Origin of the sequence: Actinokineospora sp. HUAS TT18 (genome assembly GCF_051364635.1) — a bacterium.
Taxonomy (GTDB): domain Bacteria; phylum Actinomycetota; class Actinomycetes; order Mycobacteriales; family Pseudonocardiaceae; genus Actinokineospora.
This window is the reverse complement of record NZ_CP195645.1, coordinates 6,766,090-6,785,961: the sequence shown is the minus strand read 5'-3', so window position 1 is coordinate 6,785,961 and position 19,872 is coordinate 6,766,090. Positions and strand designations below refer to the sequence as shown.

16 protein-coding genes are annotated in these 19,872 nt (G+C 71.2%); 7 read left to right on the top strand and 9 right to left on the bottom strand.

What is annotated here, in order from left to right:
• Positions 1–53: 53 nt before the first annotated feature.
• The 3 genes from ACSHT8_RS31555 to ACSHT8_RS31545 all read right to left on the bottom strand — a co-directional run bounded on the left by ACSHT8_RS31555 (position 54) and on the right by ACSHT8_RS31545 (position 4,511).
• Positions 54–1,565: an alkaline phosphatase D family protein gene (locus ACSHT8_RS31555; protein ID WP_436495191.1), complete on the bottom strand. Its 1,512-nt coding sequence runs from the start codon at positions 1,563–1,565 to the stop codon at positions 54–56.
• A gap of 75 nt (positions 1,566–1,640) precedes the next feature.
• Complete coding sequence (locus ACSHT8_RS31550; RefSeq protein ID WP_436502233.1) at positions 1,641–2,120, bottom strand: dihydrofolate reductase family protein; 480 nt, start codon at positions 2,118–2,120, stop codon at positions 1,641–1,643.
• Positions 2,121–2,150: 30 nt separating this feature from the next.
• Entirely contained in the window at positions 2,151–4,511 is a 2,361-nt protein-coding gene (locus ACSHT8_RS31545) for a S8 family serine peptidase (RefSeq protein WP_436495189.1), read from the bottom strand.
• Between the two features lie 120 nt (positions 4,512–4,631).
• Here ACSHT8_RS31545 and ACSHT8_RS31540 point away from each other — a divergent pair, with 120 nt between their 5' ends.
• On the top strand, positions 4,632–6,290 hold the full coding sequence (locus ACSHT8_RS31540) for a helix-turn-helix transcriptional regulator (protein WP_436495187.1): 1,659 nt from the start codon (positions 4,632–4,634) through the stop codon (positions 6,288–6,290).
• Here ACSHT8_RS31540 and ACSHT8_RS31535 read toward each other — a convergent pair.
• Genes ACSHT8_RS31535 through ACSHT8_RS31510 form a run of 6 tightly spaced genes read right to left on the bottom strand, consistent with a single transcriptional unit; the run spans position 6,270 to position 13,786 of the window.
• Entirely contained in the window at positions 6,270–6,635 is a 366-nt protein-coding gene (locus tag ACSHT8_RS31535) for a DUF4233 domain-containing protein (RefSeq protein WP_436495185.1), read from the bottom strand. The genes ACSHT8_RS31540 and ACSHT8_RS31535 overlap by 21 nt on opposite strands.
• Complete coding sequence (folC, locus tag ACSHT8_RS31530; RefSeq protein ID WP_436495183.1) at positions 6,632–7,999, bottom strand: bifunctional tetrahydrofolate synthase/dihydrofolate synthase; 1,368 nt, start codon at positions 7,997–7,999, stop codon at positions 6,632–6,634. The genes ACSHT8_RS31535 and folC overlap by 4 nt, the downstream gene beginning before the upstream one ends.
• Before the next feature lie 59 nt (positions 8,000–8,058).
• Positions 8,059–8,469, bottom strand: a complete 411-nt coding sequence (locus ACSHT8_RS31525) for a hypothetical protein (protein ID WP_436495181.1) — start codon at positions 8,467–8,469, stop codon at positions 8,059–8,061.
• On the bottom strand, positions 8,469–12,956 hold the full coding sequence (locus tag ACSHT8_RS31520) for an RHS repeat-associated core domain-containing protein (protein ID WP_436495179.1): 4,488 nt from the start codon (positions 12,954–12,956) through the stop codon (positions 8,469–8,471). Before ACSHT8_RS31520 ends, ACSHT8_RS31525 begins: the two co-directional genes overlap by 1 nt.
• Positions 12,953–13,261: a type VII secretion target gene (locus ACSHT8_RS31515; protein ID WP_436495177.1), complete on the bottom strand. Its 309-nt coding sequence runs from the start codon at positions 13,259–13,261 to the stop codon at positions 12,953–12,955. Before ACSHT8_RS31515 ends, ACSHT8_RS31520 begins: the two co-directional genes overlap by 4 nt.
• A 12-nt stretch (positions 13,262–13,273) precedes the next feature.
• Positions 13,274–13,786, bottom strand: a complete 513-nt coding sequence (locus ACSHT8_RS31510; protein WP_436495175.1) for a YbaB/EbfC family nucleoid-associated protein — start codon at positions 13,784–13,786, stop codon at positions 13,274–13,276.
• 167 nt (positions 13,787–13,953) lie between these two features.
• Between ACSHT8_RS31510 and ACSHT8_RS31505 the strand changes: the two genes are divergently transcribed.
• The 6 genes from ACSHT8_RS31505 to ACSHT8_RS31480 are packed head-to-tail and all read left to right on the top strand — an operon-like array spanning position 13,954 to position 19,867.
• Positions 13,954–15,189, top strand: coding sequence for an ATP-grasp domain-containing protein (locus ACSHT8_RS31505; protein ID WP_436495174.1), 1,236 nt, complete (start codon positions 13,954–13,956; stop codon positions 15,187–15,189).
• The gene (locus ACSHT8_RS31500; RefSeq protein ID WP_436495172.1) at positions 15,186–15,968 is read left to right on the top strand and encodes a Rossmann-like domain-containing protein; all 783 of its coding nucleotides are present in this window, start codon (positions 15,186–15,188) and stop codon (positions 15,966–15,968) included. The genes ACSHT8_RS31505 and ACSHT8_RS31500 overlap by 4 nt, the downstream gene beginning before the upstream one ends.
• Entirely contained in the window at positions 15,965–17,011 is a 1,047-nt protein-coding gene (locus ACSHT8_RS31495; RefSeq protein ID WP_436495170.1) for a PLP-dependent cysteine synthase family protein, read from the top strand. The genes ACSHT8_RS31500 and ACSHT8_RS31495 overlap by 4 nt, the downstream gene beginning before the upstream one ends.
• Complete coding sequence (locus tag ACSHT8_RS31490; RefSeq protein ID WP_436495168.1) at positions 17,008–17,964, top strand: dipeptide epimerase; 957 nt, start codon at positions 17,008–17,010, stop codon at positions 17,962–17,964. Before ACSHT8_RS31495 ends, ACSHT8_RS31490 begins: the two co-directional genes overlap by 4 nt.
• Positions 17,961–19,112, top strand: a complete 1,152-nt coding sequence (locus ACSHT8_RS31485) for an MFS transporter (RefSeq protein WP_436495167.1) — start codon at positions 17,961–17,963, stop codon at positions 19,110–19,112. The genes ACSHT8_RS31490 and ACSHT8_RS31485 overlap by 4 nt, the downstream gene beginning before the upstream one ends.
• Entirely contained in the window at positions 19,109–19,867 is a 759-nt protein-coding gene (locus ACSHT8_RS31480; protein WP_436495165.1) for a class I SAM-dependent methyltransferase, read from the top strand. The genes ACSHT8_RS31485 and ACSHT8_RS31480 overlap by 4 nt, the downstream gene beginning before the upstream one ends.
• Positions 19,868–19,872: the final 5 nt, after the last annotated feature.

Here is a 19,872-nt window from a genome sequence, read left to right as displayed (position 1 = left end):
CTTCCGATCGTGGTCTCACAGCCCGCAACCGGAAGGCGGCGCGATCCATTCCCCTACGGCGTGAGGGTCTTCGACCAGAGTGCCACGCCCTTGCCGTCACGCAGGTGGACGGTCAGTTCGCCGCTGTGGCCGTCGACCTGGACTTCGCCGAAGTGCTGGAATCCGTCCAGCGGCGAGGTGTTGGCCGCGGGCGGGGCGTGCACGAAGACGGCCTCGGGGCCGAACGTCGGGTCCAGGGTGTTCGGGCCGAACGCGCCGGCGTTCATCGGGCCGGAGACGAACTCCCAGAACGGGTCGAAGTCGCCGACGGCCGCGCGGTCGGGCGAGTAGTGGTGGGCGGCGGTGTAGTGGACGTCGGCGGTCAGCCAGACCACGTTGCGCACACCCTTGCGGGAGATCGTGCGCAGCACCCACGCGATCTCGTGCTCGCGCGCGCCCGGCCCGCCGGGGAGACCGTTCGCCACACCCTCGATGTCCTTGCCGTCGGGCACGATCAGCCCGATGGGCAGGTCGGCGGCGACGATCTTCCACGTCGCCTTGCTGTTGGCGAGGCCGTTGACGAGCCAGCGGGCCTGGCGATCGCCGAGGACGCGGCCGACGCCGTCGCGCGGGGAGTTATTGGCGTCCTTGTACGTACGCATGTCGAGGACGAACACCTCGATGTGCTTGCCGTAGCGGAAACCGCGGTAGACACGCCCGTCCTCGGCGCGCTTCCGGTCGATCGGCTGCCACTCGTGGAACGCCTGGAACGCGCGCGCGGCGAGGACGTCGACACGCTTCTCGGTGTACTGGGCGAGGTCGAGGATCTCACCGGGGTACCAGTTGTTGACCACCTCGTGGTCGTCCCATTGGGCGACCATGGGGGTGCGGGCGGCGAGGGCCTTGTAGTTGTCGTCGAGGAGGTTGTAGGCGAACTGGCCGCGGTACTCGGCGAGCGTCTCGGCGACCTTCAGCTTCTCGGGGGTGACCACGTTGCGCCAGATCCGGCCGTCGGGGAGGGTGACGGTCTCCTTGAGCGGGCCGTCGGCGTAGACGGTGTCACCGCTGTTGATGAAGAAGTCCGGCTTGCAGGCGGCCATCGCGGCGAAGGCGGTCATGCCGCCGATGTCGGGGTTGATGCCCCAGCCCTGGCCCGCGATGTCGCCGGACCAGGTGAAGCGGACGTCCTGGCGGCCCTGCGGGGCGGTGCGGAACGAGCCGGTCAACGGCTCGCTGGCGGCGCGGTCGCCTTCGGCGCGGACGCGGTAGTGGATCTCGTGTCCGGGCGGGAGGTTGGTGAGGCGGACGCGGCCGGTGCCGTCGGTTTCCGGGGTGAGGTGGGGGCCCGCGATGGTGCGGACGTGCTTGAAGGTCTCGTCTTTGGAGATCTCGACGATCATCCGCGCGGGACGGTCGGACCGGGTCCAGACGATGGCGCCGTCGGCGGTGACGTCGCCGGTCTGGACGCCGTGGGTGAGGACGGGGCGGTCCTTGGGGGCGGCGTAGGCGATGCCGGGAGCGGCGACCGCGGTGGCGGCGGCGATACCGCCCGCGCGTAAGAGGGTGCGGCGGTTGAGGTTGGTCATGCTGCGTGTCTAGGCGGTGATGGTCAACGGGGGTGAGATGCGAGGTGGCGTAGGCGTTTCACCAGGGGAAATGCCTCAGTTGACCGCGTACCGCAGGAGCACGACCCCGTTGCCGAAGGTGTGGCTCCCCAGCAAGCGCAGGTCCGCCGTGGCGCCGGTGAACATCGGCCTGCCCGCCCCGATCAGCACCGGGTGCACGTAGACCCGGTACTCGTCGATCAAGCCCTGGCGGGCGGACTCCGCGGCCAAGTCGGCCCCGCCCACCACGATGTCACCCTCCGCCGTCAGCTCGGCAACCTCGGCGGGCACGACCTCCGAGCGGACCTCCGCCCCGTCCACACTGGACAGTGTGCGGGAGTAGACGATCTTCCGCTTCTCGCGCCAGAGGACGGCGAACTCGGCCTCCTGCGCGGAGATGTTCGGGTCAGCGTCGATCGTCGGCCAGACCGAGGCCATCAGCTCATGGGTCACGCGCCCCGACACGAACGCTGTCATGTCGCGCAGCCAGTCGTTGAAGTGCTGGGCAACCTTAGAAAACGAACCGCCCGGCCGCACTAGCCGCGGCCGGGCGGTTCGTCTCAAGCCTTACGGCGTGTAGCTGCCGGTCAGCGTGGTGCCCGAGTAAGCCGAGTAGCCCTGGACCAGCACGTAGTACGTGCCGGGCGTGATCGAGCTGATCGTGCAGGTCTCGGTGGTGGTGGCGCCGTCCGACTTGCAGGTGTACGAGCTGGTGGTCGGCTTCGAGCCGGACCGCACGTACAGGTCGGCGTCACCGGTGCCGCCCGCCAGCGTGAACCGCAGGTTGGTGGCGCCGGACGGGACGTCCAGCTTGAAGAACTGCGCCGAGCCCGCGGCACCCGACAGTGGGCCCTTGCCGACGCCGTTGGTCAGCGCGACCGTGGAGTCGGCGGCGTAGCTGCCGGTCAGGGTGACGCCGGAGAACGCGGAGTAGCCGTAGAGCAGGACGTGGTAGGTGCCCGCGCTCGGGGTGGCGATGGTGCAGGTCTCCGCGGTGGCCGAGCCCGTCGAGCGGCAGTCGTTGACCGACGTGGTCGGGGCGGTGCCGAACTTGGCGTACAGGTCGGCGTCGCCGGTGCCGCCCGAGGTGACGAACCGGAGGTTGGTGACGCCCGCCGGGACGTTCATCTGGAACCGCAGCGAAGCGCCCTGGGCGCCTGCCAAGCCGGTGACGGGAACGCCGTTGACCAGCACGCCGGTCGGCGGCGTCGTCGGGTTGACCGTCCACGAGAACGTGACGCTCTTCGACGCGTTGGTGGTGTCCTTGACGGTGACCGTCACCGACGACGTGGCCGCCGCGGTCGGGGTGCCGCTGATCAGGCCGGTCGAGGCGTTGATCGTCAGGCCCGCGGGCAGGCCGGTGGCCGAGTAGGTCAGCGTCTGGTTCGGGTCGGAGTCCGACGCCTGGATCTGCAGGGACACGGCGGTGCCGACGGTGCCGGTCTGGTTGCCCGGGTTGGTCACGGTGACCGTGTTGCCCGGGGTGCCGGTGTTGACGGCCTCGAAGGCGTCGACGCGGCCCTCACCGAAGAACGCGTTGTTCGCCGTGGTGCCGGTGCAGCGGCTGTCGGACGGGCAGGCGAGGTCGTCGGCCTGGGTGTTGAGCAGGGCGCGCAGCTGGGCCGGGGTGTCGTTCGGGTGGGTGCTGGCCAGCAGCGCGGCGACGCCCGCGACGTGCGGGGAGGCCATCGACGTGCCGTCGTAGGTGGCGTAGCCGCCGCCGGGGACCGTCGAGTAGACGCCGGAGCCGGGGCCCGCGACGTGGATCTTGTTCAGGCCGAAGTTGGAGAACGACGACTTGGCGTTCGACGAGGTGATCGACGAGACGGCGACGACGCCGGGGATCTCGGCGGGCAGGTCGAGGCAGTCGTTGGTGATGGTGCGGGTGACCGGGGTCGAGTCGTCCGGGCTCGTCGTGTCGGTCGTCTTCGCGGCGAGGTTGTAGTTCTCGTTGCCGGACGCGGCGATGTTGAGGACGCCCTTGTTCTCCGAGTACTGGATGGACCGCTTGACGCCCTCGAGGATGGCCGCCTGGTCCTTGTCGCTCGGGCAGTTGAACATCCACGGGTCGGTGTAGTAGCTGTTGTTCGTCACGTCGAAGCCCTGGTCACCGGCGAAGACGAACGCGCAGATCGTGTTCTCCGGGAAGAACAGCGACGTGGTCGGCTCGGCGACGCGGACCGAGGCGATCTTGACGCCCGGGGCGACGCCGACCATGCCCTTGCCGTTCTTGGCCGCGGCGATGGTGCCCGCGACGTGGGTGCCGTGGGTGTGCACCTCGCGCCACGCGCCCGCGCGGGTGTCGAGCTTGCCGTAGGCGCAGGACGCCGACTTCGAGGCGTCGAAGTTGGCCTTCAGGTCGTAGTGCTGGTCGTCGACACCGGTGTCGAGGACGCCGACGGTCACGCTGGGCGAGCCTTGGTTGACCGCCCAGGCCCGGTCCGCGCCGATGATCGTCATGTCGTAGCGGCTGGTCTCGCTCGCCGTCGGCGTGGTCTGGCTCGGTGTCGACGGGATGGCCGGGTTGTCCGCGGCGGCCGGGACGTCGGTGGTGCGGGTCGCGCCGACCTGCTGCACGCCCGCGACAGGGCGCAGGTCGGCGGCGAAGGTGGCGGAGGTCGAGTGGGCCACCAGGACGCCGATCGCGTCGTAGGCGGCGAAGACGGTGCCGCCCTTGGTGACCACAGCCTGCTTGACGGCCGTGACGGTGCTCGCGGGCGCGGCCGGGTCGAACAGGACGAGGTAGGCGCGCTTGCCCGCCGCGGCGGCGACGGACTCGGCCGAGCCGAGGGGCTGCTCGAACGTCGCGGACTCGGCGGTGGCCGCCGTTTCCGCCGACGGGGCGGCGATCGCGGTCGGCACCGCGATGGCGCCCGCGCCGATGGCGAGCGCGATCGCCGCGCGCCGGGCGCGGGATGAGATGGACATGCGGGGTTCCTCCGAGGACGGTTGCAGGGGACGTCCGGTCGACCACAAGCCGACTGCCGATAAGGAAACGGCGGATGTCGGCGTTTTACGAGGTCACAAACTGCCTATAAAGTCGTCCGGGTGACCACCAGTGGCGGCGACGCGCGCCCGGTTTCGACCGGTTCGCTGGTCGCGTCGTTCGCGGGCGAGGTCAGCGAGGGCGCCAAGACCACCACACGCGCGGCCGAGGTGCTCGGGCTGCGGGGCGACCCCGACGCCGGGTTGGCGCTGGTGTGGGACTACGTCAACCGGGCTGTGGCGCCGCCGGACGACGACCTGGTCGCGATGGCGGAGATGGCCAATCTGCTGTTCCTCTGGGGCGCGGACGCGGGCAGGACCGAGTCGATCCTCGACGCGTGCCTGTCGGGCGTGCGCGGCCCGTCCAGCCGCGGCGCGGTCCTGCTGACCAGGGCGCGCACCCGGTCGTCGGCGTTCACGCAGTACTGCACGGAGGCGCTGGCCGAGTTCTCCGCCGCGGGCGACGTGCGCGGGCAGGCGGTGACGCTGGCGCGGATGGCGACCGACCACACGACCAGTTCCCCCACGCACCGCCAACGGCTCGCGGCGGAGGCGGTCACGCTGGCCGAGGGCCTGGGCGACCCGTGGACGATCGCGTTCTGCCGCGGCCACCTGTCGATCATCGAGACGTACCAAGGGGAACCGCTCGACCGCTGGCGCGACTCGGTGCGGGTGCCGACCGGCGGCGCGGACTCGGTGGCCGCGCAGATGGTCGCCCTCAACTACACGAACTGGGCGTTCGCCGAACTCGGCGTCGGCGCCCACTCGCGCGCGGCGGCCGTGATCGCCGAGGGCCGCAGCACCGCCCACGGCCCGGCCTGGGTGTTCCGCTTCGCCATCCAGGACGCGTGGCTCCGCGTGCGTGTCGGCGACCTCGCCGCGGCCACCCTGCCCGCCGACGACCCAGCCATGCCGTGGAACTACCGGTCGGCTGTCGAGGCCGCGGTCGCCTACGAGCGTCAGCGCACGCTGGATTCCGGGCCGCTGGCCGCCGACTTCGAGCGGATCATGAACTGGGATCCGCAGGTCGGCTGCTTCGCGGCGGGCGTGCTCGCGATGACCCGGCACGCGCGCCGTGAGCCGAACCCGGGGCGGGAGGCGGTCGCGGCGCTGCGGCGGATCCGGGAGCGGAACATGCGGTTCGGCTGGGAGGACGCGCTGCTGGCGCTGGCGGCAGTCGATCCGGGGTTGGCCGCGCGGGAAGCCTCGTTGGTCGCCGATCTGTGGCCCGCCAATCCGCGGGGGCGGGCGGCGCGGGGGTTTGTGGAGGGGCTGTTGGCGGGCAAGCGGGGTGCCGACCAGTTGGTCGACGCGGCCCGTCAGTTCGCTTCGCTGCCCGAACCGATCACCGCGGGCCGCGCGCTGCACGCGGCGGCGATCGTCTCGTCGGACAACGGCCTGCGACGGGAAGCCGTGGCGCTGTTCGAGGCGTGCGGGGCGGAACGGTCGCTGGCGGCGGTGGTGCGGGATCGGGCGCTGGACCGGTGGGGCGACCATGTGCCGGTGCCCGCGAGCCAGTCGCGGCGGACGTCGGCGGGGCTGACGGCGCGGGAGCGTGAGGTGGCGCTGTTGGCCGCGCGCGGTCTGACGGCGGGTGAGATCGCTGAGGAACTGGGGATCACGCTGAGCACGGCGCGCAACTACATCTTGCGGGTGCGCACGAAGTTCGGCGGCGTCCCGAAACGCCAACTCGCCAAGGCGCTAGGAATCGACTCCGCCTAGGTTGCCCTCGGCCATGCGCTTGGCGACGTCGTTGCGGGCCCAGAGCATCCAGGCCCAGGCCAGGCCGAACAAGATCCCCACGGCGCCCAAGGCGGGGACGATGAAGAAGCACAGGATCATCGCGCCCTGTAGGCCCAGGGCGACCCAGATGCCCCACGGCCTGCCCACGACCCCGCACGCCAGGATCATCAGCAGGGCCAGGCCACCCACGAGCCAGCCCTCCCAGCTCACCACGCCGTCGGCCTTCGCGACGACCAGGAGGGCGAGCAGGACGACGATCGCTTCGAGGATCAGGACCGCGGACATGACGCCGCGGAAGCCCTTCATCGGGTCCGGGGCGGTCATGCGGGGTCCTTCCCGAACAGGGCGCGGGTCTCGCCCGCGGTGACGACCGAGCCGGTGACGACCACGCCGCCGCCCGCGATGGGTTCGCGGGGGTCGTCGACTTCCTCGGCGAGGCGGACCGCGGTGTCGATGGCGTTGTCGAGGCGCTGTTCGACGTGGACGCGGTCGGGGCCGAAGACCTCGATGGCGGCCTCGGCCAGCAGGTCCGGCGACATCGACCGCGGCGACGAGTTGGCGGTGACGACCAGTTCGGCGAACGCGGGCTCCAGCGCGGTCAGGATCCCGGCGACGTCCTTGTCGCCCATGATGCCCAGTACGCCGACGAGCTTGCGGAAGCCGAACTCGTCGTCCAGCGCGGCGGCGAGGGCGGCGGCGCCGTGCGGGTTGTGGGCGGCGTCGACGAAGACGCTCGGGGACATGCGGACGCGTTCGAGGCGGCCGGGGACCTGCAGCGTGGCGAAGGCTTCGCGGATGGCGTCGACGTCGAGCTGGCGTTCGGTGCCCGCGCCGAAGAACGCCTCGACGGCGGCCAGGGCCAGCGAGGCGTTGGCGGCCTGGTGGGCGCCGTGCATGGGCAGGAAGATGTCGTCGTAGACGCCGCCGAGGCCCTGCAGTTCGATCACCTGGCCGCCGACGGCGACGTGCCGGTTGATGACGCCGAACTCCGAGCCCTGCCGGGCGACGGTGGCGTCGACCTCGGTGCAGCGGCGCAGCAGCTCGGTCATGACGTCGGGGCTCTGCTCGGCGATGACGGCGATCGAGCCGGGCTTGATGATCCCGGCCTTCTCCCGCGCGATGCCGACGATGTCGGAGCCGAGGTAGTCGACGTGGTCGATGCCGATGGGGCACACCACGGCGATCCGCGCGTCGGCGACGTTGGTGGCGTCCCAGCTGCCGCCGAGCCCGACCTCCACCACCGCGGCGTCGACCGGGGCGTCGGCGAACGCGGCGAACGCCATCGCGGTGAGCACCTCGAATTTGCTCATCCGCACGTCCGACTTGGCGTCGACCATGGCGATGTAGGGCTCAAGGTCGCGGAAGACCTCGACGTACCGCTCGGGGCTGATCGGCGCGTTGTCCAGGCTGATGCGCTCGGTGACGAGCTGCAGGTGCGGGCTGGTGAACCGGCCCGTCCGCAGCCCCACTCGGGTGAGCAGCGCGTCGATCATCCGGGTGGTGGAGCTCTTGCCGTTGGTGCCCGCGACCTGCAGGACCGGGTAGGCCCGGTGCGGGTCGGCGATCAGGTCGACCAGCGCGGCGATCCGCTCCAGCGACGGGGCGATCTTGGTCTCGGGCCAGCGCGTGTCCAGTTCGGACTCGACCTGGTGCAGCTCCTCCAGCGCCCCGGGGTCCAGCTTGGGCACGCGTATCTCCTGACGAGCTCGACTCTGGTACCCGCCGAGTCTACGACCCGCCGGATTCGTCAGGCGCGCACCAGCCAGACTCCGTATTCCTCGGTGGTGACCCCGAGCACAACGTGTCCGTCCCGGGCCGCTGTGACGAACTCCGGCTCACCGGGATGGGCGACCAGCGTCGCAGCCAGGCGGGTGGTCGGGGTGAGCCGGACGACGACCCAGCCGAGCTTGGCCGAGCCCACCCCTGCCGGGCTGATCAGGAACGATCCGTCCGCGTCGAGCAGGCCGGTCTCGTCCGCCAGCGCCCGCCACTCCGTGTCGACCCGCGCGAGAGGGTCGTCCTCGGGGATCTCCACGGCGGCGGCGCCACTGGCGACGCGGCGCCAAGCCTCGGCCGGGGTGACCGTGCCCGCGAGGTCCGCGGCGCCCAGGACCTCCAGCCCCGCCCGGGTGAGCAGGGCTTCCCGCGCGTCGGTCATCACGTGCCCCTCGGATAGAAGTAGTGGTGCTTGCCGTCGACCTGGCCGTAGCGCTCGAACTCGCCGGGGTCCCAGCCGAAGTTCACACCATCGCGGCTCGCGTCGCCCTTCGGCTCGCCCGCGTGGAAGTGGGGGCCGGGCGCGCGCGGGTCGTTGGTGTGCTCGGCGATGACGCGAGAGCCGTCCGGGGTCTCGAACTGCATGTAGTTGCCGTGCGCGCCCGGGTCCTCGGAGTAGCGGTAGCCTGCTTCGCCGCGGCGGGTCGGGTCGCCGCCGACCTCCCAGCGGGCGTCGGGCTCGGCGCCGCGCGGGATGCCCGCGCGGTCGTAGGCCGCGTCGAGCGCGTCCTGCCGCGACGGGAAGTCGCGGTTGTCGATGCACTTCTCCAGGCCCAGCGGGTCGGTCCAGCCCAGCGGGTTGAACACGTACGAGTACGGGTTGGGCGACGGCGCCAGGCCCAGCGGGTCACTGGAGGCGTAGCGCGCGGTGGCCGGGTCGTAGTAGCGGTGGTGGTTGTAGTGCAGCCCGGTTTCCGCGTCGTGGTACTGGCCGGGGAACCGCAGCGGACACGAGACGCCGTCGCCGCCCGCCTGCGTCGCGCCCCAGATGTTCGGGCGGGAGTGCCAGGCGACGGCGCCCTCCGCGTCGATGAGTTCCGTGGGGGTGCCGACGATGTCGGTGACGATGGCGTAGAACTGGCGGTCGACGTCGACCTGCCCGACCGCCCGGAACGTCCCCGGCTGCCACTCCCAGCTCACCGACTGGCCGGAGCTGTGCTGCTCGGCCAACACGGGACCGTCCCAGGTGAACTCCACCGACTCGGCGACCGCGCCGTCCACGAGCCGCTGCTTGGCGACGCGCCTGCCGAGCGGGTCGTAGCGGTAGCGCCACTGGACGCCGTCCGGGGTGACGACCTCGGCGAGCCGGTCGTCGCTGGTCCACCGGTAGCGCCACTCGCGCCGCTTGCCCGACAGCGTCCGGTGCGACCGCAGCACGACCCGACCCTGCCCGTCGTGTTCGAAGTGGACAGTGCCCGCCCGGCTGATCCGGCTGCCCGCGTACTCGCGCTCACCGGCCGCGTCGCCGTCGCCGGGCCACTGGCCGAAGGCCAGGTTGCCCGCCGCGTCGTAGGCGTACCGCTCGGTCCAGCCCTCGTCGCGCACCGCGGTGACGCGGCCGAGCTGGTCGAGGTCGAACTCCCGGGAGCCGCCGAGCTGGTCGACGATGTGGCTGACGTGCCCGTCGGCGCGGTAACCGTAGGACCGCCGCTGCACCAGGCGTTCGGACTGGGTCAGCGCCTGCGAGCGGAGCCGGTGGTTGATGTCCCAGGTCTGGGTCAGCACCGCCGTCTCGGCCAGGACGCGCTCGACCTCCTGCCCCGCGGCGTCGTAGCCGAACCGCAGCGTGCGGCCCGCGGTGTGCAGCGCGGTCGGTTTGCCCGCGCCGTCGTACTCCCAGCGGCTCTCCAGGCCGGAGTGGGTGCGCCGGGTCATCCGCCTGCCCACCAGGTCGTACGTGGACTCGACAGTGCGCCCGTCGACGGTCTCGCGGAGCACCCGGCCGAGCCGGTCGCGCTCGTAGTGGACGTCGGCGTCGGCGCCGCGCGCGGCCATGATCCGACCCGCCGCGTCCCGCTCGTAGACGGTGGTGAACTCCGGGGCGACGCGCGTGGCGACCTGGCCGAGCGAGTCGTAGGTGAACGACGTGGTCTCCCCCGCGCCGTTCGTCTTGGCGGTGAGCCTGCCCGCGGCGTCGTGGGCGTAGGCGATCTCGCGGCCGTCGAAGTCGGTCTCCCGGACCAGCCTGCCCGCCGGGTCGTAGTCGTAGCGCCAGGTCTGGCCGTTGGCGTTGGTCACCGCGGTCAGCCGGAGGTTGCCGTCGTAGGTGAAGCCCAGGCGCGAGCCGTCCGGGCTGATCTCGGCCGACGGCAGGTCGAAGTGGGTGAACTCGACCCTGGTCGACTGGCCGAGCGGGTCGAGGTGCTCGACCAGGTTGCCCTCGCCGTCGTAGCGGTAGCGCTCGGTCGAGCCGTCGGGGAAGGTGCGCGCGGCCAGCTTGCCCTCGACCGTCCACGACAGCCGGGTCACGCCGCCAACGGGATCGGCGATCGCGGTGACGCGGCCGAACGCGTCGCGGTCGTAGCGGGTGACGCCGCCGGTCGCGGTGACGACCTCGACGGGCAGCCCGGCCGCGTCGGACCGCACCCGGCGCACGCCGCCCTCGGCGTCGGTGACCGACGCGAGCCCGCCGCGTTCGTCGTAGGTGTAGGTGGTGGTGGCGCCGATCGGGTTGGTGACCGTGGCGAGGTTGCCGTTGGGCAGGTGGGTCCACCGCCACTCGCCGCCGCCGGGCTCGACGATCCGGGTCGGCTGGCCCGCCGCGTTGTGCTCGGCGCGCGAGACCGACCCGTCGGGGCGGACGAGTTCGGCGAGGTTCCCGTTGTCGTCGTAGCGATAGCGGGTGACGTTCCCGACCTGGTCGGTGCGGGCGAGCGGCCGGTCGAACTCGTCGTACTCGGTGCGCACGGTGTTCCCGGCCGGGTCGACCTCGCGGACGATCTGGCGCAGGGTGTTGAGGTGGTAGGTCGTGGCGTGGCCGAGCGCGTCGGTGAAGACGGTCCGGTCGGGCAGGTACTCGAAGGTGCCGTCGAGGAAGCCGCCCGCGCCGACGTTGCGCACGCAGCGGCCGTCCTGGTCGTAGAGGTAGCGGTACCAGCTTTCGTTGCGGTCCTTCCAGCCGGTGACGCGGCCCTCGGCGTCGTAGTCGTAGCGGATCGGGCGGCCGGAGGAGTTGGTGACCGCGACCAGCCTGCGGTCGCCGTCGTAGGTGAACCGCGCGAGGTCGATCTCCCCCGCCAGGCGCAGGCCGGTGACCAGGCCGCCGGCTGTGTCGACGGTGACGCGGTAACCGCCGGAGTGGCGCACACCGCTGACCACGCCGTCGGTGTAGTCGATGTCGATGCGGTGCCCCGCGGTGTGGGTGATCGCGGCGATCCGCAGATCCGGGCCGAAGTGGCGGGACACCGCCGCGGCAGGTTCGGTGATCGCGTAGCCGTCCGCGGTGCGGGTGAGGGGCCAGCGCGGACCCACCTTGGGCAGCACGGGCTCGTCGCCGGACGGCATCGGATAGACCAGCCGCATCCCGTCCTCGGCGACGAAGACGACGCCGAGCGCGTCGACCTCCAGCCGCTGGTCGAGCGTCGAGGCCCACGACGGCCCGAACAGCCTGCCGACGCGGTACGACGAGACGTGGACGCGGCGCAGCACCAGCGGGAGCACGCCGGGGAGGCTGACGTCGACCTTGGCGATCACCATCTCGCCGGTGGCCACGTCGATCGGGTCGTTCTTGCACCTGCGGTCGGACTCGGGCGTGCGGGTGTCGTTCGGGTCGGCCGGGCGGCTGGGCGAGGTGTCGTCGGGCTTCGTGGGCGACGGCTTCGTGCCGTCCGGCGACGTGCCGTTGGGGCTCGTGCTGTTCGGGGAAGTGCTGTTCGGGGATGTCGTGCTGTTGGGGCTCGTCGAGCTGTTCGGGGAGGTCGACGGGCCGTCCGGGGAGGTCGACGGGCTGTCCGGGGAGGTGCCGCTGGGCGTGGTCGAGCCCGACGGGCTGGTCGACGGCCCGTCCGGGCTCGCGCCACTCGGCGAGGTGGCGCCGGACGGCGTGGTGGAACTCGTGCTCGGGGACTTGACGCTGTTGGGTGTCGTGGTCGACGGCACGTCGGCGCCGCGGCCGCCGGGCAGGGCCTTCTTGATGCCCGCCCACAGTTCGTCCAGCTTCTTCAGCAGGCCCGACAGGGAGTTCAGCGACCTGGTGAGCGCCTTGATGAAGTCCTTGATCCGGTTTACCCACTTGGCGATCAGCGACACCGCGGAGGCGACGACGTGCGGGGTGGCGATGCCCAGCGTGCCGCCGATCTCGGCGATCCACTGCGGGATGCGGGCGATCAGCGTGGCGACGCACTCGGCGACGAGGTCGCGGACGATCTCGCGCACGGCGCCGACCAGGACGCCGACGATCTGGACGGTGGAGCCGATCGAGCCCGCGCAGGTGGACGCGGCGGAGACCTGGTCGAGTTGCTGGGCGGCCGAGGCGCGGTAGGCGTCGGCGGCGCCGCCGGTCCAGCCCGCGGTGCCGTTCTTGACCTCGTTGCCGAAGTCCTCGGCGACCTTGCCGGTCTCGGCGGCGACGTTCTTCCAGGTCTGGGCGTAGGCGGCGATCTGGTCGGCGTCGCCGCACAGCCAGTCGAGTGCGTCCGACAGCGGTTTGACGTGTTCCATCAGCCAGGACACCGCGTAGCTGAGCAGCGTGCCGACCGGGTCCATGGCCAGCGAGAGGGCTTCGAGGCCGACGCCGACCCCGCCGATGCTGCCTTCCAGCCACGACTTCGACTCGATGCCGTTGTAGAGGTCGACGGCGGACTCGGCGATGCCGATGCCGCTGATCGCGGTGGTCGAGTCCTGTCGTTGCGCGACAAGGGGATTCGTCATCGGCCACCGCCCAGACTCTGCGCGTTGCCCTGCTCGGTCTGGTCGTAGCCGTCTGCGGTGCCGCGCACGCCCGCGGCGGTCTCGCCCATGCGGCCCGCGGCCGAGGCGAGCGCGTCGAGGCCGGGTTCGGAGACGCTCTGCACGATGGGCACGAAGAAGGCGCAGATCTTGCCGTACGCCTCGGTGCCCATGGTCACCTCGTTGCCCGCGTTGGCCGCGGTGTTGAGCCGCTCGGCGAGGCCGTCGAGCCTGCTCGCGTGCGCGCGCAGTTCGTCGACCACCACGTCGTACTTGCCGTCGGGCATGGCACCCCCAGGTCAGCGCAGGATCGGACCACCGAAGTCGTCATCGTCGGAGTTGGGACGGCGGGGCGGGCGCGGCCGTTCCGGCTGATCGTCTTCTTCGTCCAACCGGCCTACCCGCATGGTCGGATCGGCCCGCTCCGGCTCCGGCTCGGGGAACCGCGCGCGGTAGGCGCCGACGACCGCGTCGGTGGTCTGCTCGTCGTCGCCGACGCGTTCGCGCACGATCTCGCTGACCTGGTCGGCGATCTTGGCCTGCGCGCGGCGCATCGTGTCCACGACGAGCGCGGCCATGCGCGCGGCGGGCAGGCGTTTGAGGTCCTCGGTGAACTGGAGGTCCTTGACCGCGCCCGCCGAGTCGACGGTGACCGTCACCGAGCCGTCCGGCGACGACTGGGTCGCGGTGACCGCGGTGACCTCCTGCTGCATGGCGTTGTAGCGGTCGGCTTTGGCCTGGATCTCGGCGGCCCACCGGTCGAGGCCGGCTTCCGTGGTGGCCGCGTCGACGCCGAAGACGGGCTCGGTCACAGGTCCCACTTCCCTTCGCGATCGTCAGCCCAAGCTACCGATCCCCCGGCCGCCGGGTCCCGGCTTTGGCGAACCTCGTCATGACCTGGCTCACATCACCCGGCCGGTGGTCGACACTGCAATGAAAACCGTTACCATTTCCACGACGTCGGAGCGAAGGAGCGTTCGTGGGGCATCTGCTGATGGTCGAGAGCTGGGTCGGCGCGATGAGCACGCTGCTGCCCAGGGCGATCCGGGAATCCGGGCACCGGTTCACCTTCCTCACCCGCGATCTGCACCACTACCTGCGCGCGTCCACCGGTCCGCACCCACTGTTGAGCGCCGACAACGTGTTCACCGCCGAGACCAACGACGTCGAACCACTGCTGTCCTATGTGGAGCAACTGCACGGCGTCCTGCGGTTCGACGGCGTCATCAGCTCGTGTGATTACTACCTGCCGACCGTCGCCAGGATCGCCGAGCGGCTCGGGCTGCCGGGTCCGTCGGTCGACGCCGTGGAAAGCGCCAACCGCAAGGACCTGGCGCGCGCGGTGTTCGCCGACGCGGGCGTCCCGGGGCCGCGGTTCGCGCTGGCGAAGGGCTGGGAGGAGACCGCGAAGGCGGCGGGCGGACTGGGGTATCCGCTGGTCGTGAAGCCGGTGGACCTGTGCGGCGGGATGTTCGTGCGCAAGGTGTCCGGCGAGGCGGAGCTGCGTGAGGCGTTCCAAGCGATGGAGGCGTTCCCGGTCAACGCCCGCAACCAGCCGCGTGTGCCGACCGTGCTGATCGAGGAACTGCTGGACGGGCCGGAGGTGTCGGTCGAGACCGTGACCGCCGACGGCGTCACCCAGGTGGTCGGCGTGACGGACAAGAGCGTCGCCGGGGAGCCGTGGTTCGTGGAGAGCGGGCACATGTTCCCCGCCGACCTCGACGGGTCCGCCGCGGCCGACGTCGCGGTGCGGGCGATCTCGGCGCTCGGGTTGGACGACACGGTCGCGCACACCGAGCTCAAGCTGACCGCGGACGGGCCCAAGCTGATCGAGGTCAACCCGCGGCCCGCGGGCAACCAGATCACCGAACTGGTGCGCCGGGTGCGCGGTATCGATCTGCCGATGGTGTTCGCCCAGCTCGCGGTGGGTGAGCGGCCTTCGCTGGCGGGCGCGGACACCGGGGTGCGCAGCGCGGCGATCTCGTTCCTGCTGCCGCCGCGGCCGGGGCTGGTCGCGGAGATCACCGGCGCGGTGGACGTGCCCGGTGTCGTGGCGGCCGACGTCAAGCCCGCCGGGCACCGCGCGGGCGAGCCGACCAGCAACAACACCTACCTCGGCCATGTGATGACGGTCGACCACGACGGCCTCGGCGCGCGGGCGCTGGCCGAGAAGGTCGTCGCCGGGCTCGACGTCCGCTACGAGGACCCGGCGTGACCGCGTTAGCCACACTCATCGAGCGGGTCCGCGCGGGCGAGTTGGGGCCGGACCCGGCTGGGCAGCGGGTCAGCGTCGGATTCGTGACGCAGCAAGGAGTCCGGCACGCCTCGCGCGGGCAGTCGTACCGCAACGAGGTGGTCAGCCTGCGGGTCGACCGGGCGGTCGGGTCGTGCGCGGTCGAGCCCGGCGAGGTCGGCGACATCCACGACTGCGTCGGCGCGACCATCGCCGACCTGCTCCACCACCCCAGCCGGCCGATCCGGGTGGCCGCGCTCGACGCGTACCTGATGAGCGCGCACCCGCACGAGACGTCGGGCGCCGAGGCGGTGCGGCTCGCGCCGGGCAGTTCGCTGGAGAAGTCGATGGCGCGCGCGTCGGCGGTGATCGACCTTGTCGACGCGCGGCCCGGGCAGCGGGTGCTCGTGATCGGGGTCGTGAACTCACTGCTGCACCACCTTCGTGCGCGCGGGATCGCCTATGTCCCGTGTGACCTCAAGGGCGGCCGGACGGAGTGGGACGAGCCGATCGCCACCGACGCGGAGCGCGCGCTGGCCGACTGCGACATCGTGCTCGCGTCCGGCATGACCTTGGGCAACGGCAGCCTCGATCCGCTGCTGCGAAGCGGGAAACGGGTGGTGCTGTTCGCCCAGACCGGCAGCGCCGTCCTGCCGCACCTCATCGGCCACGGCGTCGACGCGGTGTCGGCCGAGCCGTTCCCGTTCTTCTGGCTCGACGGTGGCCCCAGCACGATCCACCTCTACCGCGGAGCGTCATGAATCGGCACCTGCTCGACCTCGTCGGCAAGACCCCGGTCGCGCGGATCGAGACCCCGCTGCCGCACCGGCACGACGGCTTCTGGGCGAAGCTGGAGTGCCTGAGCGCGGGCGGCATGAAGGCCCGCTCGGCGGTGGCGATGCTGCTGGCCGCGCGCGCCCGCGGCGACCTGCGCCCGGGGGCGGCGGTGGTCGAGTCGACCAGCGGCACGCTCGGCATCGGACTCGTCTTCGCAGGTCAGGCGCTGGGTCATCCCGTGGTGCTGATCGTGGACGCCGAGCTTGAACCGTCGATGCGCGCGCTGCTGCGGTCCTACGGCGCGCGGCTGGAGATCGTCGAGGACCCGCATCCCGTGGGCGGCTGGCAGCAGGCGCGGCTCGACCGGCTGCACGCGGTGCGCGATTCGCTGCCGGGCTGTTTCTGGCCGGACCAGTACAACAACCCGGACAACCCGTCCGGCTACGCGGACCTGGCGCGCGAACTGGTCGACCAGCTCGACCGCGCGGACGTGCTGGTGTGCAGTGTCGGCACGGGCGGCCACAGCGCGGGCACCGTCGCGACGCTGCGCAGGTACTGGCCGCGGCTGCGGCTGGTCGGGGTGGACACGGTGGGGTCGACGATCTTCGGCCAGCCCGCGCGGTCGCGTGTCATGCGGGGGCTGGGCAGCAGCATCTATCCCCGCAACGTCGCGTACGCCGAGTTCGACGAGGTGCACTGGGTCGGGCCGGTCGAGGTGGTCGACGCCTGCCGCAGGCTCGCCAGGGACACCTTCGTGACGGGCGGCTGGAGCACGGGCGCGGTCGCCCTGGTGTCGGCGTGGGTGTCGCGCGTCGAGGCGGGCGCGTCGGTCGTCACGGTGTTCCCGGACGGCCCCCACCGCTACCTGGGCACCATCTTCGACGACGACTTCTGCCGCGCGCGCGGACTCTTCGGCCCGGCGGCGGACCGCCCCTTGGAGATCGGGCACGCGGAGTCGGTCGAGGTCACCGGCTGGGCCCGGTGCCGATCGGTCACGGTCCCGCGGGCGCTGGGGGTGCCCGCGTGAAGGTGGACTGGGAGGTCTACGGGCTGGAGCTGTCGACCCCACTGCGCATTTCCCGCTCCGTCATGTCGCGCCGGGACGCGGTGCGGGTCACGGTGTCGAGCGATGGTCTGGTCGGGCACGGCGAGGTCGTCACGAGTGTCTATTACGGACTCGACGTTGCGGGGATCGTGTCGTTGCTGTCGTCGGTCGATGTCCTTTCGCTGGAAGGGTTACCCGCGGGGGTACGGGCGGCTGTCGATGCGGCGTTGTTCGATCTGGAGGCTCAGCGGGCTGGGATTCCAGTGTATCGACTTCTGGGCAGTCCGGTGTGGACAGACGTGCCGACGGCTTACACGATCGGGATTGCTTCGCCCGAGGAGTCGGTTCGGCAGGCCCTTTCGTTGACGGCGCGTGGGTTCAGTGTGCTGAAGGTGAAGGTGGGGGCGGATATCTCGGCGGTGTCGGCCGTCCGGGCGGCGGTGGACGCGCGGCTGCTGATTGACCCGAACGGGGCTTGGACACCGGAGGAGACGGTTCGGTGTTTGGAGAAGCTTGACGGGATCGAGGCGGTCGAACAGCCAATCGCGCCGGGGAATCTGCCTGGCCTGGCTTGGATCTCGGCCCGGACATCGGTGCCACTGATCGCCGACGAGGACGTCACGACGGTCGAGGACGTTCGGGACCTGGCGGGGATAGTCGCGGGCATCAACATCAAGCTCGCCAAGTGCGGCGGCTTGACCACGGCCATGGAGATGATCGAGACGGCCGAGTCGTGCGGGTTGGAGGTGATGCTGGGCTGCCTGGTGGCGAGTTCGCTGGGCATCGCCCCCGCAGTTCACCTGGCAGGCCGCGCACGCTGGATCGACCTGGACGGCCACCTCTTGCTGGCCAAGGACCCCTGGACCGGCATCAGCGGCGAGGACGGAGTTCTCCGGCTTTCGGACGAGCCGGGCTTGGGCGTGTCGCGGCGATGAAGTCCTTCCCACTCTCCGTCCGACTGCTCCTCATCAACCAGTTCGGCGTCAACACCGGCTTCTACCTGCTCATCCCCTACCTCGCCACCCACCTCACCGACGACATCGGCATGTCCGCCGCCATGGTCGGTGTCATCCTCGGCGTCCGCACCCTCAGCCAGCAGGGCCTCTTCCTCATCGGCGGCACCGCCTCCGACCGCCTCGGCCCCCGCCAGGTCATCATCGCCGGCTGCGGCCTAAGAACCATCGGTTTCGCACTCTTCGCGCTCGGCGACACAATGCCGATCCTTCTAGCCGCGTCCGTCCTCAGTGGACTAGCAGGTGCCCTCTTCAACCCAGCCGTCCGCGCCTACATCGCCGTCGAGGCCGCGGACCGGAGGGCCGAAGCGTTCGCCCTCTTCAACGTCTTCGCGCAGACCGGCGCCCTCGTCGGCCCCCTCCTGGGCAGTCTGCTCCTCCTCTGGGACTTCCGGGTCTCTGCCCTGGTAGCGGCTGGGATCTTCGCGGCGCTCACCATCGCGCAAGCGTTTGCCCTGCCACGCAAAGACACCCCACCAGCGCAAACCACAGTGATCGGCGACTGGCGGGAGTGTCTCCACAACAAGAGCTTCCTCGCCTTCACCCTCGCCCTCACCGGCATGTTCGCCCTGCAGAACCAGCTCTACCTGGTCCTCCCCATCGCCGCCAAGAAGGCCACCGGGAGCGCGAGCAGCGTCGCCGCGGTCTTCATCGTGTCCACGGTGACGACGCTGGCCCTCCAGGTCCGCATCACCCGCAAACTCAGCCACCGCCCCCGACACCACAGCATCGCGATCGGCCTCGCGACGATGGGGGTCGGGTTCCTGGCCCCCGCGCTCAGCGAGAGCCTCGCGGCCGTCCTCATCGCGACGGTCGGCCTCGCGCTCGGGGTGATGATCACGCAGCCGTTCGTCTACGAGCTGATTCCCACGTTCGGGCGGGAAAGCCTCGCGGGGACGTACTTCGGCATGTTCTACCTCGCCTCCGGGATCGTCGCCGCTGTCGGCAACGCCGGGATCGGCTGGGCGGGTGAGGTCAGCCCGACCCTGGCCGCGCTCGTCTGCGTCGGGCTCGGGGTGGTCTGCGCGGGCGCGGTCCTCGCCATCCGGATCAAGGAGCCCGTGCGATGAACCTGCTCACCGACAACCCCGCGCTCTACGAGGCCCAGTTCCCCGATCCCGACCACAAGGCCGCCCGGTTCGTCGAAGACCTGGTGACGCGGTTCCACACCAAGGGCACCCTGCTCGACATCGGCTCCGGCACCGGCCGCGACGCCGGGTACCTCGCCGCGCAGGGCTTCCAGGTCCACGGCATCGACAGCTCCACGGCCATGGTCGACCACGCCCGCGCGCACCACCCGAACGCCCGCTTCACCGTCGGCGACATGCGGGACTTCCGGCTCGACCAGACCTTCGACGTCATCACCTGCCTCGACAGCGCCTTCCTCTACTGCCACACCAACGCCGACCTGCACGCCTTCCTCGACCGCTGCCGCGAGCACGCCAACCCGGGCGCGCTGCTCATCGCCGAGATGCGCAACGGCGCCTACTTCCTCGGCAACGACATCCCCGACAGCGTGCGCAGCGTGATCTGGGAGGGCATCCCCTACACCTCGCACACCACCCTCTGGGTCGACCACGCCGCCCAGCTCCTGCGCCGCCGCCGCGAGTGGCGGTGGCCCGGCGCGGAGTCGCTGGTGCAGCACTCGGCGTGGCGGCTGCTGTTCCCCCAGGAGCTGGCCATGTTCCTGAACCTGGCCGGGTTCGACGTGGTGGCCATGTTCGACACCCCCGGCCCCCGCACCGACCCGCCGTGGCGGCCCGACGCCGAGCTCGGGGGCTCGCTGTCAGGTGACCGCCTGCACCTCGTAGCACGTAAGCAGTGAAAGGG

Bases quoted from the DNA above. Each gene is read 5' to 3' on its own strand.
- ACSHT8_RS31555 (WP_436495191.1), bottom strand. From the start codon at position 1,565: ATGACCAACCTCAACCGCCGCACCCTCTTACGCGCGGGCGGTATCGCC.
- ACSHT8_RS31545 (WP_436495189.1), bottom strand. From the start codon at position 4,511: ATGTCCATCTCATCCCGCGCCCGGCGCGCGGCGATCGCGCTCGCCATC.
- ACSHT8_RS31535 (WP_436495185.1), bottom strand. From the start codon at position 6,635: ATGACCGCCCCGGACCCGATGAAGGGCTTCCGCGGCGTCATGTCCGCG.
- ACSHT8_RS31525 (WP_436495181.1), bottom strand. From the start codon at position 8,469: ATGACCGACGCGCGGGAAGCCCTGCTCACCCGGGCGGGGCTGGAGGTC.
- ACSHT8_RS31520 (WP_436495179.1), bottom strand. From the start codon at position 12,956: ATGACGAATCCCCTTGTCGCGCAACGACAGGACTCGACCACCGCGATC.
- ACSHT8_RS31515 (WP_436495177.1), bottom strand. From the start codon at position 13,261: ATGCCCGACGGCAAGTACGACGTGGTGGTCGACGAACTGCGCGCGCAC.
- ACSHT8_RS31495 (WP_436495170.1), top strand. From the start codon at position 15,965: ATGAATCGGCACCTGCTCGACCTCGTCGGCAAGACCCCGGTCGCGCGG.
- ACSHT8_RS31485 (WP_436495167.1), top strand. From the start codon at position 17,961: ATGAAGTCCTTCCCACTCTCCGTCCGACTGCTCCTCATCAACCAGTTC.
- ACSHT8_RS31480 (WP_436495165.1), top strand. From the start codon at position 19,109: ATGAACCTGCTCACCGACAACCCCGCGCTCTACGAGGCCCAGTTCCCC.